13 protein-coding genes are annotated in these 13,250 nt (G+C 44.3%); 8 read left to right on the top strand and 5 right to left on the bottom strand.

The features are described 5' to 3' along the window. The 3 genes from ACE01P_RS11160 to ACE01P_RS11150 all read left to right on the top strand — a co-directional run bounded on the left by ACE01P_RS11160 (window position 1) and on the right by ACE01P_RS11150 (window position 4,425). Window positions 1-3,054, top strand: a complete 3,054-nt coding sequence (locus tag ACE01P_RS11160) for a DNA polymerase III subunit alpha (protein WP_379697508.1) — start codon at window positions 1-3, stop codon at window positions 3,052-3,054. Window positions 3,055-3,347: 293 nt separating this feature from the next. Continuing rightward, a complete protein-coding gene (locus tag ACE01P_RS11155; RefSeq protein ID WP_379697506.1) occupies window positions 3,348-3,971 on the top strand; it encodes an SOS response-associated peptidase in 624 nt (207 codons plus the stop codon). A gap of 10 nt (window positions 3,972-3,981) precedes the next feature. After that, complete coding sequence (locus ACE01P_RS11150; RefSeq protein WP_379697504.1) at window positions 3,982-4,425, top strand: hypothetical protein; 444 nt, start codon at window positions 3,982-3,984, stop codon at window positions 4,423-4,425. Window positions 4,426-4,437: 12 nt separating this feature from the next. Here the strand turns inward: ACE01P_RS11150 and ACE01P_RS11145 are convergent, their stop codons facing one another. The 3 genes from ACE01P_RS11145 to ACE01P_RS11135 form a co-directional block, all read right to left on the bottom strand. After that, complete coding sequence (locus tag ACE01P_RS11145; protein WP_379697501.1) at window positions 4,438-4,869, bottom strand: DUF1810 domain-containing protein; 432 nt, start codon at window positions 4,867-4,869, stop codon at window positions 4,438-4,440. A gap of 73 nt (window positions 4,870-4,942) precedes the next feature. After that, window positions 4,943-5,335, bottom strand: coding sequence for a hypothetical protein (locus tag ACE01P_RS11140; protein WP_379697498.1), 393 nt, complete (start codon window positions 5,333-5,335; stop codon window positions 4,943-4,945). Window positions 5,336-5,390: 55 nt separating this feature from the next. Next, window positions 5,391-5,855, bottom strand: coding sequence for a hypothetical protein (locus ACE01P_RS11135; RefSeq protein ID WP_379697496.1), 465 nt, complete (start codon window positions 5,853-5,855; stop codon window positions 5,391-5,393). Between the two features lie 330 nt (window positions 5,856-6,185). Between ACE01P_RS11135 and ACE01P_RS11130 the strand changes: the two genes are divergently transcribed. Beyond that, window positions 6,186-8,498: an ATP-dependent helicase gene (locus tag ACE01P_RS11130; protein WP_379697493.1), complete on the top strand. Its 2,313-nt coding sequence runs from the start codon at window positions 6,186-6,188 to the stop codon at window positions 8,496-8,498. A 224-nt stretch (window positions 8,499-8,722) separates the two neighbouring features. Here the strand turns inward: ACE01P_RS11130 and xseB are convergent, their stop codons facing one another. Beyond that, on the bottom strand, window positions 8,723-8,932 hold the full coding sequence (xseB, locus tag ACE01P_RS11125) for an exodeoxyribonuclease VII small subunit (protein WP_379697490.1): 210 nt from the start codon (window positions 8,930-8,932) through the stop codon (window positions 8,723-8,725). Further along, the gene (xseA, locus tag ACE01P_RS11120; RefSeq protein ID WP_379697487.1) at window positions 8,907-10,343 is read right to left on the bottom strand and encodes an exodeoxyribonuclease VII large subunit; all 1,437 of its coding nucleotides are present in this window, start codon (window positions 10,341-10,343) and stop codon (window positions 8,907-8,909) included. Before xseA ends, xseB begins: the two co-directional genes overlap by 26 nt. 317 nt (window positions 10,344-10,660) lie before the next feature. Between xseA and ACE01P_RS11115 the strand changes: the two genes are divergently transcribed. From ACE01P_RS11115 to ACE01P_RS11100, 4 genes are read left to right on the top strand one after another with little or no spacing between them, the layout of a single operon-like run. Next, entirely contained in the window at window positions 10,661-11,047 is a 387-nt protein-coding gene (locus ACE01P_RS11115; protein ID WP_379697484.1) for a single-stranded DNA-binding protein, read from the top strand. A 44-nt stretch (window positions 11,048-11,091) separates the two neighbouring features. Beyond that, window positions 11,092-11,451 carry a hypothetical protein gene (locus ACE01P_RS11110; RefSeq protein ID WP_379697481.1) on the top strand — a complete coding sequence of 120 codons (360 nt, stop codon included), beginning with the start codon at window positions 11,092-11,094 and terminating at the stop codon, window positions 11,449-11,451. A 26-nt stretch (window positions 11,452-11,477) separates the two neighbouring features. Beyond that, entirely contained in the window at window positions 11,478-11,864 is a 387-nt protein-coding gene (locus ACE01P_RS11105; protein WP_379697478.1) for a PcfK-like family protein, read from the top strand. Beyond that, the gene (locus tag ACE01P_RS11100; RefSeq protein WP_379697475.1) at window positions 11,861-13,180 is read left to right on the top strand and encodes a PcfJ domain-containing protein; all 1,320 of its coding nucleotides are present in this window, start codon (window positions 11,861-11,863) and stop codon (window positions 13,178-13,180) included. Before ACE01P_RS11105 ends, ACE01P_RS11100 begins: the two co-directional genes overlap by 4 nt. Window positions 13,181-13,250 lie beyond the last annotated feature (70 nt).

Here is a 13,250-nt window from a genome sequence, read left to right as displayed (position 1 = left end):
ATGTACCTCAACTGCCACTCCTTCCATTCGCTGCGCTACGGCACGATCCCCCTTGAAGATCTGGTGTCCCGCGCAGTGCTGTGCGGGCTTAAGGCAATGGCATTGACTGATATCAATACCGTAACGGGAATCTATGATTTTATAAAACTATGCCAGACCGCAGGTATAAAACCGCTGGTCGGAATAGAATTCAGATCCGCACATCAGCTCCGCTATATCGGCATTGCAAAAAATGCTTTGGGATTGGCACAAATGAATCGTTTTCTGACCGATCATAATTTCAGCGGAAAACCTCTTCCCCAGACAGCGCCAGATCTTGATGCCGTGTATTTTATCTATACACTTGATAATATCCCACAAAATCTGAATGATAATGAATTCATCGGAATAAGACCCGATGAGCTGGGCAGGCTCTTTATGCCTGAACTTAGAAGCAGACTATCTAAAATGGTAGTGCTTCAGCCGGTTGTATTCAGAACCAAAAGGGAATACAACCTGCACAGGATACTTCGAGCGGTCGATCTTAATGAATTATTATCCAAACTGACAGAAAACGACTGCTGTAGGAAATCTGATGTCATGCTTCCTTTGGAAGAGCTTGAAGCCTATTATAAAGATTATCCGCAGCTTATTGAAAATACCCAGAAAATAATAGACAGCTGTAATTTTCATTATGACTTTAAAACTCCTAGAAATAAAAGGTTTTATACCAAAGACAGGAAAGGAGACTCCCGTCTTCTGACTACTCTTGCCTATCACGGGCTTGAATGGCGTTACGGCAGAAATAACCCCGCCGCTAAGGCAAGGGTGGAAAAAGAACTCAAAGTAATCGACGAGCTTGAATTCGGCGGGTATTTCCTGATTACCTGGGACATCATCCGCTACAGCAACAGCCGGGGTTTTATGCATATCGGACGCGGCAGCGGCGCCAATTCCATTATTGCCTACTGTCTGGGCATTACCGATATATGCCCTTTGGAACTGGATCTTTATTTTGAGCGATTCCTCAATGAGAACCGCAAGAGCCCGCCCGACTTTGACATTGACTGGTCATGGAAGGAACGTGACGATATCCTGAAATATATTTTCGAGCGCTACGGCTATGAAAATGTGGCTTTCTGCGGCACAAATGTGGAATTTAAATACAGATCCATTTTCCGGGAAGTCGGAAAGGTATTCGGACTCCCAAAAGACGAGCTGGACCTGCTGGCGAAGAATCCCATGAAGATGCATGAGACCAATCACATTGTCCAGCTGGTGCAGCAGTACGGCATGATGCTGGAGAAATATCCCAATATGCGGAGCATGCATTCCTGCGGCATCCTGATTTCAGAGGAGCCCATAACCCATTACACACCGCTGGAAATGCCCCCAAAAGGTTTTCCAATCGTGCTTTTTGACATGCATACCGCCGAGGACATCGGCTTTGACAAATTTGATATCCTGAGCCAGAGAGGCATCGGGCATATCGATGATACTGTCAAAATTATTGAAAAAAACAGGGGCATCAGACTCAACATCAGGGATACCCGCATTTCTAAAGATGAGGCTTCCGCCAACATTTATCTGGCGCAGGGACGCACCATCGGATGTTTCTATATCGAAAGTCCTGCCATGAGAGGGCTGCTGCGACGCCTGAAATGCGACAACTATAAAACCCTCGTCGCAGCTTCCTCGATCATACGTCCCGGCGTGGCGCAGTCGGGCATGATGAAGGAATACATCTTCAGGCATAACAATCCTTCTAAATTTGAATACTTCCATCCCGTATTTGAAGAGCAGCTGGGCGAAACCTACGGCATTATGGTGTATCAGGAAGATGTCATCAAAATTGCCCTGCATTACGGAGGGCTTTCTGCCGCTGACGGGGATATCCTCAGAAGGGCCATGTCGGGAAAAGGAAGGTCCAAAGCGGCGCTGCAGAAAGTAAAGGACGACTTTTTTACTTCATGCCGGGCTAAAGGGCATCCTGAGATGCTGAGCCAGGAGATCTACCGCCAGATAGAATCCTTTGCCGGATATTCTTTCTGCAAGGCGCACTCTGCATCATACGCCGTGGAAAGCTACCAGAGCCTTTATCTAAAGGTGCACTACCCCATAGAGTTTATGACGGCGGTCATAAACAATCAGGGAGGGTTTTACCGCACCGAAATTTACATTCATGAAGCAAGGATGGCAGGAGCCGTTATCCATAATCCCTGCGTGAATAAAAGCAGTTTTGAAACTTCCCTTCACGGCAGGGATATCTATCTGGGCTTTATGCACCTGCAGAACCTGGATTCCAAACTGGCGCAGTTCATTGCCATTGAAAGGGAACGAAACGGAGAATATGCCTCTCTGGAAGATTTCATCAGCAGGGTTCCGATGGGACTCGAAAATGTAAAGACGCTGATTTTTATCGGAGCATTCCGTTTTACCGGTAAACCCAAAAATGAGCTGCTGGTTCAGATAAGCATGCTGCTCAATAATTTCAAGCCTGAAAACCGGGGGCTTACCCTGCTGCGAGAACCCGTAAAAGAGCTTAAGCTGCCCGAGCTCGAACGCTCGGTTTTTGAAGATGCCTTTGATGAGATTGAACTGTTGAGCTTTCCGGTTTCCTGTACTGTCTTTGACCTGCTGCAGACCCGCCACAGAGGTGATGTTCTGGTGAAGGATCTTTTACTGCACCATAAAAAACAGGTTAGAATGCTGGCCTATCTGATTTCCACCAAACAGGTGCCCACCAAAAAAGGCAATATGTATTTCGGCACCTGGATTGATCACGAAGGGGCTTATTTCGATACTGCACATTTTCCGGACTCTCTTCTGCAGCATCCTTTTCAGGGAGGAGGCTGCTACCTGCTGCTGGGGACAGTGGAAATTGATTATCATTTTCCTACAATCACCATTTCCAAAATGGCAAAGATGCCATTCATACCTGATCCGCGGTACGGTGACTCGGACAAGCGTTTTACGACACAGAATCAGATCAGGCCCGATATCAGCAGCACCCAGCGCCAGCCTTATCCTCAGGAGAATGAAATAAACCTGCCGCGCCACCGAATGAAATTTTAATACATTTTATTCGTAAATCCCTAATAATAAACTAATTTTGATAGAGAAGCAGAAATAGAACCAGAAAGAACAGCAGCCAGTAAAGCATCCTCGCGCTCCTTTTTTTGAGGAGCTTCATTCTTCGCTGCCTATTTTCTTGTACCAGCATTTCAATTCGCTTAAGGTCGATGAGTCCCCTTTCCATTGTCGCCTGTTTGTATCAAACTTAGTGCAGAGATGGAAAGCACGGTGCCTCATCAGGCTTTAATTATATCAGAATAAGACTGAATTATGAACAGTTAAAAGCAATAAATATGTGTTATTACACCCAGCAGAATGCTTCAATAGAAGATCTTAAAAGGCGCTTTAATGCAGAACTTGATAATGAAGAAACCTATCTGCAGTCGGATTTTATAAATGGGTTTTCACATCCCAACATTCCGGTTATCCTTGATACGTCTCCTAAACTGATCACCACAGATTACTCTTGGGGGCTGATCCCTTCATGGGCCAAGGATGAAGACTTCAGAAAAAACACCCTTAACGCCAGAATTGAAAGCATTGAGGAGAAACCTAGCTACAAAGACATAACCCATAAACGCTGTCTGATTATTGCAAGCGCTTACTACGAATGGCACTGGAATGATCCACTGGGAAAATCGAAAAATAAATACCAGATCAATTCACAGGAGGACCAAATCTTCACCTTTGCAGGATTATATGCCTCATGGACCAGTCCCATAACAGGTGAAATCAAAAATACGTATACCATGGTTACCACAAAAGCGAACAAAATTATGGACTATGTGCACAACCATAAGCACCGTATGCCCATCATGCTCAAAAAACATGATGAATCGGCATGGCTGGACCAGTCTGTTAAAATGGAAGATTTTGCGTTTCCCTATGAAGGGAACTTAATCGCATTTCAAGTGTAAAAATAGTATTATGGAACCGGATCTATTTAACGGGGTTACAAACCAGGATTTTATAGCCTACTTCAAAGTTGACCTGCACTCACGAACGGAGATCATCAATTATACCTATCCCCATGAGCTCCTTGACGAGGATAGCGGTTTTGGGGAGCATGTCCAGCGATGCTTGATGCTGCTCAAAGACTACATTCTGCTATGCTTCAAAAATGGAAAAGCTGCCCGAAGGGAACAGAAAAACCTGGCGCTGGAAAATGATGAGACATCTGATCAGAAAATGCAGCGGCGTGGCATCGAAATGGTTCAGCAGACTCCCGAGCAAAAAAGGGAAAGGCTTGAGATCGAAAAAACGCAGGAAAAAGCTGAGATGGAAAATAAATACAAAGAGCTTCGCGACGAGATTGCTGCTCTGATTGACGAGCATCACCAGAAAGTAAAAATAATCTACGTAGACCTCTGATATAATCAAATGCTAATTTTGAGCTTCAAGTATGGCTATTGTTTTCTCATCACTCAGACCCTCATAATATTTTTCCAATACTGTCTGGAATACAGGATCTGCATTGGGGAGCCGGCTGAAGAGCGTCATGCAGGATTTAAGCTTTCTCTGGTCAGGTACTCCAAAAATCTCCAGTGCGGTTTTTCCCTTCTGGGAGAGAACTGCTTCTGAAATTTCAACCAGACGTTTTCCCAGTACCGGATGCTCAATATATTCTTTGGCTTCAGCAAGGTTCTTTAATCCAAAGTAAACATTATAGTCTGTAAATCCCAGCCCCCTGATCTGCGGAAAAACAAACCACATCCAATGGCTTGTTTTCCTGCCTTTTCTAATTTCCTGCAATGCCAGAGGATACACGTCCTCTTGTGCCAGAATAAATCGTTCAATTCCGTCGTCTAGGTTCATAAGTGTTCTCTCTTTTCTATACTGAATGCTTACTTAACTTCATTGGCTGAAAAAAATAGCGCCTAAGCCTAAATCAAAATACTTCCTGATACAGGAGCTCGATTATCACCTCTTTTTTTGCTGCTCCTTCTTCCATTAAAATTGTGGTCCATCTCGGTTTGAAGTTTTCGACCAGGTAATGGAAAGCGTGTAGAATTTCTTCCCTTGTACTTTCCAGATCGATGCCTAGACACTTTTCATATCCAATAATGCGGTAAAAAATACCATCTTCTAGCAGCTCATCCTGCCCGTCGGCCGTATTGTCCGGAGATAACCCAAAATGTAAAATTTCTGCATTGCCGCTGCTCAGAAGTTCTCTTAAATGGGAACGGACAGCTAAAAACAGGTCCTCATCACGTAAGCCGTAAGGCAGATCAAAACTCGCAGCCTTAATTGTCAATGCAAAATCGTCAAAATGCAGTTCCATAAATCGAAAATCATCAGTTTATCTGCTATGAAGGTCTTTCCAAAATAGATAAAAATCAGTCCAGAATACCTTTCCCGAATATTTCCTCCACCTGAAACACATAACTGTCCAATATTGGTGTGGGCAGGAAAAAACGGCTCATTGCGGCCGCTCTCGCATCCAGCTTCTGGCTGTCAAAGGAGCGTTCCAAAAGTGCCTTATAATCATTGAGCTGTTTCTGGTCCAATAAGCTGCGTAAAGCCCTTTCAGTCTTTACATAGGACTTGAGCATAGGAAAATCATTATTATTATCCGCTTCATACCTTTCCAGTCCAGACTTTACTTCTGAAAACTCTTCTTTAAAGAGCTGCAGGACAGCATGCATGTTATGCCCGTAAAAAATATTGGGGATCAGTCCGGCCTTATAGTCCGCATAATGATCCTGTGAGCATACGGGGCTGGCAAGATACTTTTCAAAGGTCTGAATCCGCAATATGTAATCGACCTCAAAAACATTTCGATCCTTATAATCAATATCCATACAATATGGCATTTAAAGTTAATTTTGAAAGTTAAATCTAAATATAGACAAAATTATAATGCAATACACTAAAAAAGAATACCTTACATATCTTTTACTGCAATAAGCGCTAAAGCCGTTTTGAACTAAAAAGCAGACATCATGGAAAAAATAAGAACATGTAAACGCAGGAGCTTGTGCGCAAGTCAGTTTTGCAGTATCTCGGATTAAAAGCAGAAACTGGATACTGCTCGTGAAAAAATAAGCGTCTGCCTTTCTTAATTCCACCCGCTTTCAATAAATTCCATAAATTTGCAGATACACCCTGCTTTTACTTTTAAACATTATGCCATGACCGATCCTATTCTTGAAAACCTCAACCCAAACCAGCTTCAGGCCGTTAAGACGACTGAAGGATATGTTCGTGTTATTGCAGGTGCAGGATCCGGAAAGACCAAGGCCCTTACCTCCCGCTTTGCCTATATAGTCGACAGGCTCGGAATCAATTCTTCCAATATCCTCTGCGTGACCTTTACCAACAAAGCGGCGCAGGAAATGAAAAAAAGGGTCAAAGCGCTGATCGGCGACCTTTATGATGTCAGCTTCATCACTACCTATCATGGGTTTTGTGTGAGATTCCTGCGCGAGGAAATCAATAAACTGCATTATCCCAAAAATTTTATCATACTGGATGCCGAGGACCAGAAGACCATTCTGCGCGACGTATTCACTGAATTGGACATCAATTCAAAAAACCTGACCTTCAAACAGGTCCTGCGCTTTATCTCAAAGCAGAAAAGCACCTCAGACTATCTGGGTTATATGCTGGAAAATAAAAGCTTTGAACCCGATGAAAAGGACTCGCTCTCCAGCCGCGTCTACCAGAAATATCTTGACAAGCAGAAACGCAACTATGCGCTGGATTTTGATGACCTGATCCATTTTACGGCTTTTATACTGGACAGTAATCCTGATGTGCTTGCCAAATGGCAGGAGATGCTGCATTACATACAGGTCGATGAGGCGCAGGACAGCTCAGACAGCCAGTTCCATCTGGTGGAAATGCTCTCCCGTGTGCACCAGAACCTTTTTCTTGTTGGGGATCCCGACCAGACCATCTACGAATGGCGCGGCGCCAAACCGGAATATCTGGTGGAATTCGACAGGATGTTTCCAGACACCAGGACCATTATCATGAACCAGAATTACCGCTCTACGCCAAACATCCTGAAAGTCGGCAACCATATCATCAAGAACAATAAGGTAAGGGTGGACAAGGATATGGTCACCGATAATCCCGAAGGGGTTGAAGTGGTCCATTTCCATGGAAAAAATGATTTTGAGGAAACCCTTTGGGTGGCCTCCGAAATCAAGGAAATCCTTAAAACGGAAAATGCCGCTTACTCTGATATTACCATTTTATACCGTTCCAACCACCTTTCCAGAAATATCGAGCAGGCACTGATCAAAGAAAATATTCCCTATGCCATATTTGGCGGCGTGCGTTTCTTTGAAAGAAAGGAAATCAAAGATGTGCTTTCTTTTTTAAGGCTTATCGTGCAGGGCGATAATTTTTCTTTTCTTCGCATGCACAACCATCCTTCAAGAGGTCTGGGCAAAAAGTTCCTCGAAAGGCTGAGCTTTCTGGCAGGAGAACAGAACCTTTCACTGCTTCAGGCACTGGAAAATAACATTCAGGACAAAGAGCTCAATAAAAAAGGGGCGGTTGATTTTCTGAATTTAGTTACGGCACTGAAAACAGATGCGGAGCATAATTCGATTTCGGATCTGGTCAAAATCATACTCGATAAAAGCGGTCTTTCAGAACTCTACCGTAAGGATGGGGATGAAGATAGGCTGGAGAATATAAAAGAACTCGTAAGCTCCATGCTCCTGCTGGAAAAGGAAAACAACGGGCCGGTGAACATTGTCGAATACCTGCAGGAAATAGCGCTCTACACCGATCTGGACAAAGACACCGAAAACCAGGACAAGGTGCGTCTGATGACCATCCACATCTCCAAAGGGCTTGAATTCCCTTATGTGTTTCTCTGCGGTTTTACCGAAGGGGTGCTGCCGAGTGCGCTTTCCATAAAAGAAAGACGAAAACGTGCCATTGAAGAGGAAAGAAGGCTCATGTATGTGGCAGTGACGCGCGCCGAGAAAAGGTTTTACATGACCGATTCGGAAGGCTTTAATTTTACAACAGGGCTTAATAAATATCCTTCAAGGTTCCTCTTTGAGATCAAGGAAGAATTTTATGTGCGTAAGGGAAAGCTCTCCCCTGAGATCCTTCAGGCGGCCCAGGCGGCATCAGCCGCATCAAAAAACAGCATAGATACCGCTTTCACTGAGGGGGACCTGGTGATGCACCCAGTCTGGAACTTAGGAAAAATACAGACTGTGGACAAGGAGAAAAACCAGTACATCGTGCACTTTTTTGAAATGGAAAAAGAAAAACCCATTGATTTTGCCTTTCGTTTTCTTACTTCTGCTTCAGAGTCTGACCAGGACAGCTCTTCACCCGCAGATCTTTTAAATATTCATGAGACCTTAAAGAATGCTCCCGATCCGTTTGCAGAGCAGACCGGCCTGCAGGACCATCAGCAGGACCGGAACATTTTTGATGATAAAAAGGAGTCCCCAGGGCGGCAGCATTGGTAAAATACAAATGTGAAGAGCTTATTGGTGCCTCCTGCGGCTAAAAATCATAATCCATCTTCTCTATCTTACTATAAAAGCCCCTTGTCTGACTCAGACAAGGGGCTTTGTTATATAAGGCATATAGCAGTTATTTCGAAAATTATAGGCTTGAAATCTGCTTTATCGGCGTGTATGTGATATAACAACGCATTTGCAGGGCTTTTTAGTATCCCAAAGCGTAATTTTTACTCTTTGGGATTCTCCATGCTGCTGATGATTTTTGCCACTTCTGCTTCTGTGGATTTCAATTTGGCCTGGCAGAACTCAATGAGCTCCGATGCCCTTTTTACCTTTGCCGCCAGATCGTCCACCGAAATGGTTTCATTCTCAATTTCTCCTGAAATGGTGCTCAGCTCGGCAAAAGCCTTTTCATAGGTCAGGTTCTCTTCCATCATATTCTATTTTTTCTTTAACAATGCTTACAAGTCTGGTATCATGAAGAATCACTTCAATATCATCTCCCTTCTTTATGCCGGCTCCGCTGCTGACAATGGCATCATTGAGCTTTACAATCGCATAACCCTTTTTAAGGATGTTCTGAGGGGACATCATCTTTATGGACTTGCGATGATGCTCTAGAGTAAGCTCCTGTCTGCGAAGATAGGAATTACTGGATGTTTTTATGGTATTTTTTAACTGCTGCAGTTCTCCCCTCCGCTCCAGAAGCAGCATTTTGGGGTACTGAAGGGTCTGCTGGGCGGTTACAAGCAGTTTCTTCTGGCTGGCATGCAGCATGGCCTTTGAATTACCGGTAAGCTTTTCCCGCTCTCTATCCAGCTGGCGCCTATGGCTGGCGGCAATCTCTCCCGCACTTAAAAAAACAGAGTTTTTCAAGGCATTGAGCTCTTTGTAATGCTCCAGAAAGAGCTGCTGTGATTTAATGGCAATGCCTCTTTTCAGTGAAAGGATGCTCTGTTCAAAATTGCGGTTGTGGGCAATGATGAACTCTGCGGCCTTTGTCGGTGTCTTGGTATGGGTATGGGCCATTAGGTCGGTGATGCTGACATTTTTCTGGTGTCCGATGCCGGTAATAATCGGAATGGGGAATTTGGCCACAGCCCTTCCGATGCTGTAATTGTCAAAAATCAGAAAATCGGACTGCGAGCCGCCTCCCCTTGTAATGACAACGGCATCATAAGGGATTCCGGTATTATAGACTTCAATGAGTTTATTTAGGAACAGTTTGGCGTTGTTGTCCCCCTGCACCACGGTATGATAATCATCAATCTGGAAGACATACCCGAAATCATTGTGGAGCATTGTATGGCGGAAATCCTCGTTTCCCGCTGAACTGCTCGAAGAAATGACCGCAACACTCTGGATTACTGCCGCAAGTGTAAGACGGCTGTTAAGCGTCGAGTACCCATCGCCTTCTTTGCGAATAAAATCATTTTCTTTTACAAGACGCTGCAGTGTAGCATTTTTCTGCTGCTCCAGAATGCCCAGCATAAAATTGGCGTCTATATTCAGAAGGTTTACAGAAAGTCCGTACAGCGGATGGTAATCCACGCTTACCTGCACCAGCACATGCAGATTATTGGTAAATCGCTGTCCGGTCGAGATTTCAAAATCTAGGATTTTAAGCGCTCCCCCTCCCCATGCTTTGCCCAGTATCTTAGCTGTAATGACACTGCTGTTATCAGATTTCTCCACCAGCTCAAAGTAATGGATCTTCTTATCGGCCTTAAAGGAATGATTGGTGATATCAGCCACCACCCAATAGGTGCGTCCTCGGAAGCTCGAATTGATCGTGTCCTGTACCTGGTCGGTCAGCTGTGATAATCTGATATACTGGTCTGGTCCCATAATAGTAGGGCTTCTGCTGTTTTTTGTTTTTTGTTTGCTGACAGCTAAGGTAGCTATTCTTGGACGGAATCTCAAGAGCATAAAAAAAAGAGAACCTTTTCAATTCAAAACGGGTTAAAAGGGCAGCCAAATTAGTATCCGCCCTCACCTGCATGCGCATAACCGCTTACGCCGCCCTTCGGGACTTATAGCACTCCGGCTCCTAAACCGGATACTTATTCTTTGCTTTCTTTTTTCCCGTTTTTTCTTTTGAAAAATTTCATTTGGGGCGATGGGGAAAGAAATCTGAAATAAGTATTCACTAAAAATTTTATGTCATGGAAATCACAGGACGAATTGTAAAAGATGCCTCAGTTTTTAAAGTAAAGGAAAACCGTGAGGTGGTAAACTTCTCCATAGCAGTCAACGACAGCTATAAACCCAAAGGAAGCACAGAAACAAAAAAGATTGTAACCTACATCGACTGCTCCTACTGGCTCAGCGCATCACTCGTGCAGTGGCTCAAAAAAGGCACGCTTGTGCAGCTCTTCGGGCGCATCGGGATGAATGTCTATATCGGAAATGATGCTCAGGCACATGGTACATTGACCTTTCACACCTCGGATATTAAAATCTTGGTTTTTCCTCAGACCGAAAGCGCAAAAGCTGTACCCGTGGCTAAAAAGTACAATAAAAAAGAGGAGCCTGACGACCTGCCTTTCTAATTGCTGCTGCCATTACATTTTTATACACGCCTAAATAAAACATTATGAAAGCCTTAGAAAAATCAAATTACAGCCACTATCGTGTAAGCGATGCCTTTAATGAAATTATCCGAAGAAGCATTACTTCCTACAACGGAAAACGCAGAGAAAAACTTAAATCCTTTTTCCTTGACCTGCAGCAGGGAGGATGCGTGAGCGGCATGATTTCAGAATTTATCTACCACGCTGACTGCAAAGAGTTTTACATCAAGCATATCGATGACCTTGAAAATATCCGTACCGAACTCGAAGAAGGAATCGGAGAGCCTATCGAAAACCGCTTTAGCGCACCGCACTACACTTTTGTCTGCTGGCTCTGCTTCGAGGAATACTGTTATGACCTCTACTCCAGGCTCTTTGAATAGAAATTTTCAATCTTAAATCTTCTCTTATGAAAGCTTCTGAAAATTTTAAGACCGCAATAGAAAAATACCTCAGTGATAGGGCGCAGAGCGATACCGCCTTTGCGCCCCACTTTGCCAAATCTTCCAAAAATTTGGAAAGCTGCATCCATTATATTTTCGGCGAGGTCAAAAAAACAGGCTTGTGTGCCTTTGACAATCAGGAAATCTATGACATGGCAGTGAAGTATTACACAGACGACACCATTGGTGTGCCTGCCCCTGTCGCCTGCAAAGCCGTAGTGCAGCCCCCTGCGCCCGCTGATCTTTTTACGCAGCCCGAAATCCCTGCTGTGACTCCCAAAACAGAACCTATTCCCCCTGTAAAACAGATTGTAAAACCCGTGCAGACCGCCCTAACACTCTTTGACCTATGATACCTAAGACCCACATCGAAAAGCAGCTCACTGCGCTCAGCGCCTCCCTTGCCCCTATAGAACCAAAGGTTTTCGCATGGGCTGAAAAAAACATCTTTCTCAAATGGGGCGTGCTTTCACGCTCCAAGTTCCATTGCTTGGAATGCACGCACGTGTGGAAACCCGCCTGTCCAAATACCTCTTCAAAATATACCGCCTGTGCTGCCTGCGGGGGAAAACTGAAAATGCAGCCCTACAATCAGGTGCGTTTCAGGGAAATGGACTACTGCGCTTTGCTGCAGACCTGCGGAGGCTTTCAGGTGGTGCGCATCATCTGCTCTTATAAGCACATGAAAAAGAACTTGACCCCGACCTATTTTCATAATGAGGTCATGCAGCATTGGATAAGTCCTAAAGGGGAAGTGCGCACGCTCTCATTGAGCGTGAATGTTTTTGCGCAGACCTGTGATGCATGGAAATTCTATTCCTGTCTCGAAATCAAGCCAAAGGATTTCGCTCTAAATGCCAAATACCGCATCAATCCCTATAAGGTATATCCGCAGATCAGTGTGCTACCTGTCTTGAGAAGAAACGGATTTAAATCATCCGTATTTGGCATCGCACCGCAGATTCTCTTTACTGCACTTTTAAACGATTCTATCGCAGAAACCCTGCTAAAAGCCAAACAGACCGCTCTTTTGCAGCATTATCTCTGCCGACCGAATCAGGAAATAAAACGCAATTGGCAGACGGTAAAGACCGTCATTAAAAATGGCTATAAGATAGCGGACTTAAAAATTTGGGAGGATTATATCGAACTGCTGCGCTATTTCAAAAAAGACCTTTCCAATCCCCTTTTTGTCTGTCCTGAAAATCTGCAGCAGGCGCACGACCATTTGGTAAAGAAAAAAAGGGAGCTGCTCAGAAAGAAAAAAATCCATGAGCTGCGCCTTGAAATCGAAAAAGCGCAGAAAAAATACCGAAGCGATAAACAGAGATTTTTTGGTTTGCTTTTTCAGGACAAACAGCTGACGATTTCTGTAATTGAAAACGTTAAGGATTTTATGCAGCAGGGAGATGATTTAGGGCATTGCATATTTACCAATGAATATTATGCTAAAAAAGATTCCCTTATCCTGTCCGCTAAAATCGGCGGACAGTCTGTAGAGACTATCGAAGTCTCACTAAGCCGTATGCAGGTGCTCCAATGCTCGGGGGAGAAACACAACCCCTCCAGACATCATAAACAGATCCTGCACCTATTGGATCAAAACCTCTATCAAATCAGGGAACGCATGAAAAAAAGAAAAAAAGCAGTTGCAGACCAAAGCCGATAATCTATCGGCTTTTTTTTGTCCGGATAATACCCAAAAGCCCGCCGGCTTTGCAGCCGGCGGGCTCGGACAG

It is taken from the genome of Flavobacterium sp. HJSW_4, assembly GCF_042436695.1.
In the GTDB taxonomy this organism is placed as follows: Bacteria; Bacteroidota; Bacteroidia; order Flavobacteriales; family Flavobacteriaceae; genus Flavobacterium.
Note: the sequence above shows the minus strand (reverse complement) of the source record. Positions and strands in the feature narration are given on the sequence as shown.

What these genes read in the sequence shown, in the direction of transcription:
- ACE01P_RS11160 (WP_379697508.1), top strand. Translation starts at nt 1, where the DNA reads ATGTACCTCAACTGCCACTCCTTCCATTCGCTGCGCTACGGCACGATC.
- ACE01P_RS11155 (WP_379697506.1), top strand. Translation starts at nt 3,348, where the DNA reads ATGTGTTATTACACCCAGCAGAATGCTTCAATAGAAGATCTTAAAAGG.
- ACE01P_RS11150 (WP_379697504.1), top strand. Translation starts at nt 3,982, where the DNA reads ATGGAACCGGATCTATTTAACGGGGTTACAAACCAGGATTTTATAGCC.
- ACE01P_RS11145 (WP_379697501.1), bottom strand. Translation starts at nt 4,869, where the DNA reads ATGAACCTAGACGACGGAATTGAACGATTTATTCTGGCACAAGAGGAC.
- ACE01P_RS11140 (WP_379697498.1), bottom strand. Translation starts at nt 5,335, where the DNA reads ATGGAACTGCATTTTGACGATTTTGCATTGACAATTAAGGCTGCGAGT.
- ACE01P_RS11135 (WP_379697496.1), bottom strand. Translation starts at nt 5,855, where the DNA reads ATGGATATTGATTATAAGGATCGAAATGTTTTTGAGGTCGATTACATA.
- ACE01P_RS11130 (WP_379697493.1), top strand. Translation starts at nt 6,186, where the DNA reads ATGACCGATCCTATTCTTGAAAACCTCAACCCAAACCAGCTTCAGGCC.
- xseB (WP_379697490.1), bottom strand. Translation starts at nt 8,932, where the DNA reads ATGATGGAAGAGAACCTGACCTATGAAAAGGCTTTTGCCGAGCTGAGC.
- xseA (WP_379697487.1), bottom strand. Translation starts at nt 10,343, where the DNA reads ATGGGACCAGACCAGTATATCAGATTATCACAGCTGACCGACCAGGTA.
- ACE01P_RS11115 (WP_379697484.1), top strand. Translation starts at nt 10,661, where the DNA reads ATGGAAATCACAGGACGAATTGTAAAAGATGCCTCAGTTTTTAAAGTA.
- ACE01P_RS11110 (WP_379697481.1), top strand. Translation starts at nt 11,092, where the DNA reads ATGAAAGCCTTAGAAAAATCAAATTACAGCCACTATCGTGTAAGCGAT.
- ACE01P_RS11105 (WP_379697478.1), top strand. Translation starts at nt 11,478, where the DNA reads ATGAAAGCTTCTGAAAATTTTAAGACCGCAATAGAAAAATACCTCAGT.
- ACE01P_RS11100 (WP_379697475.1), top strand. Translation starts at nt 11,861, where the DNA reads ATGATACCTAAGACCCACATCGAAAAGCAGCTCACTGCGCTCAGCGCC.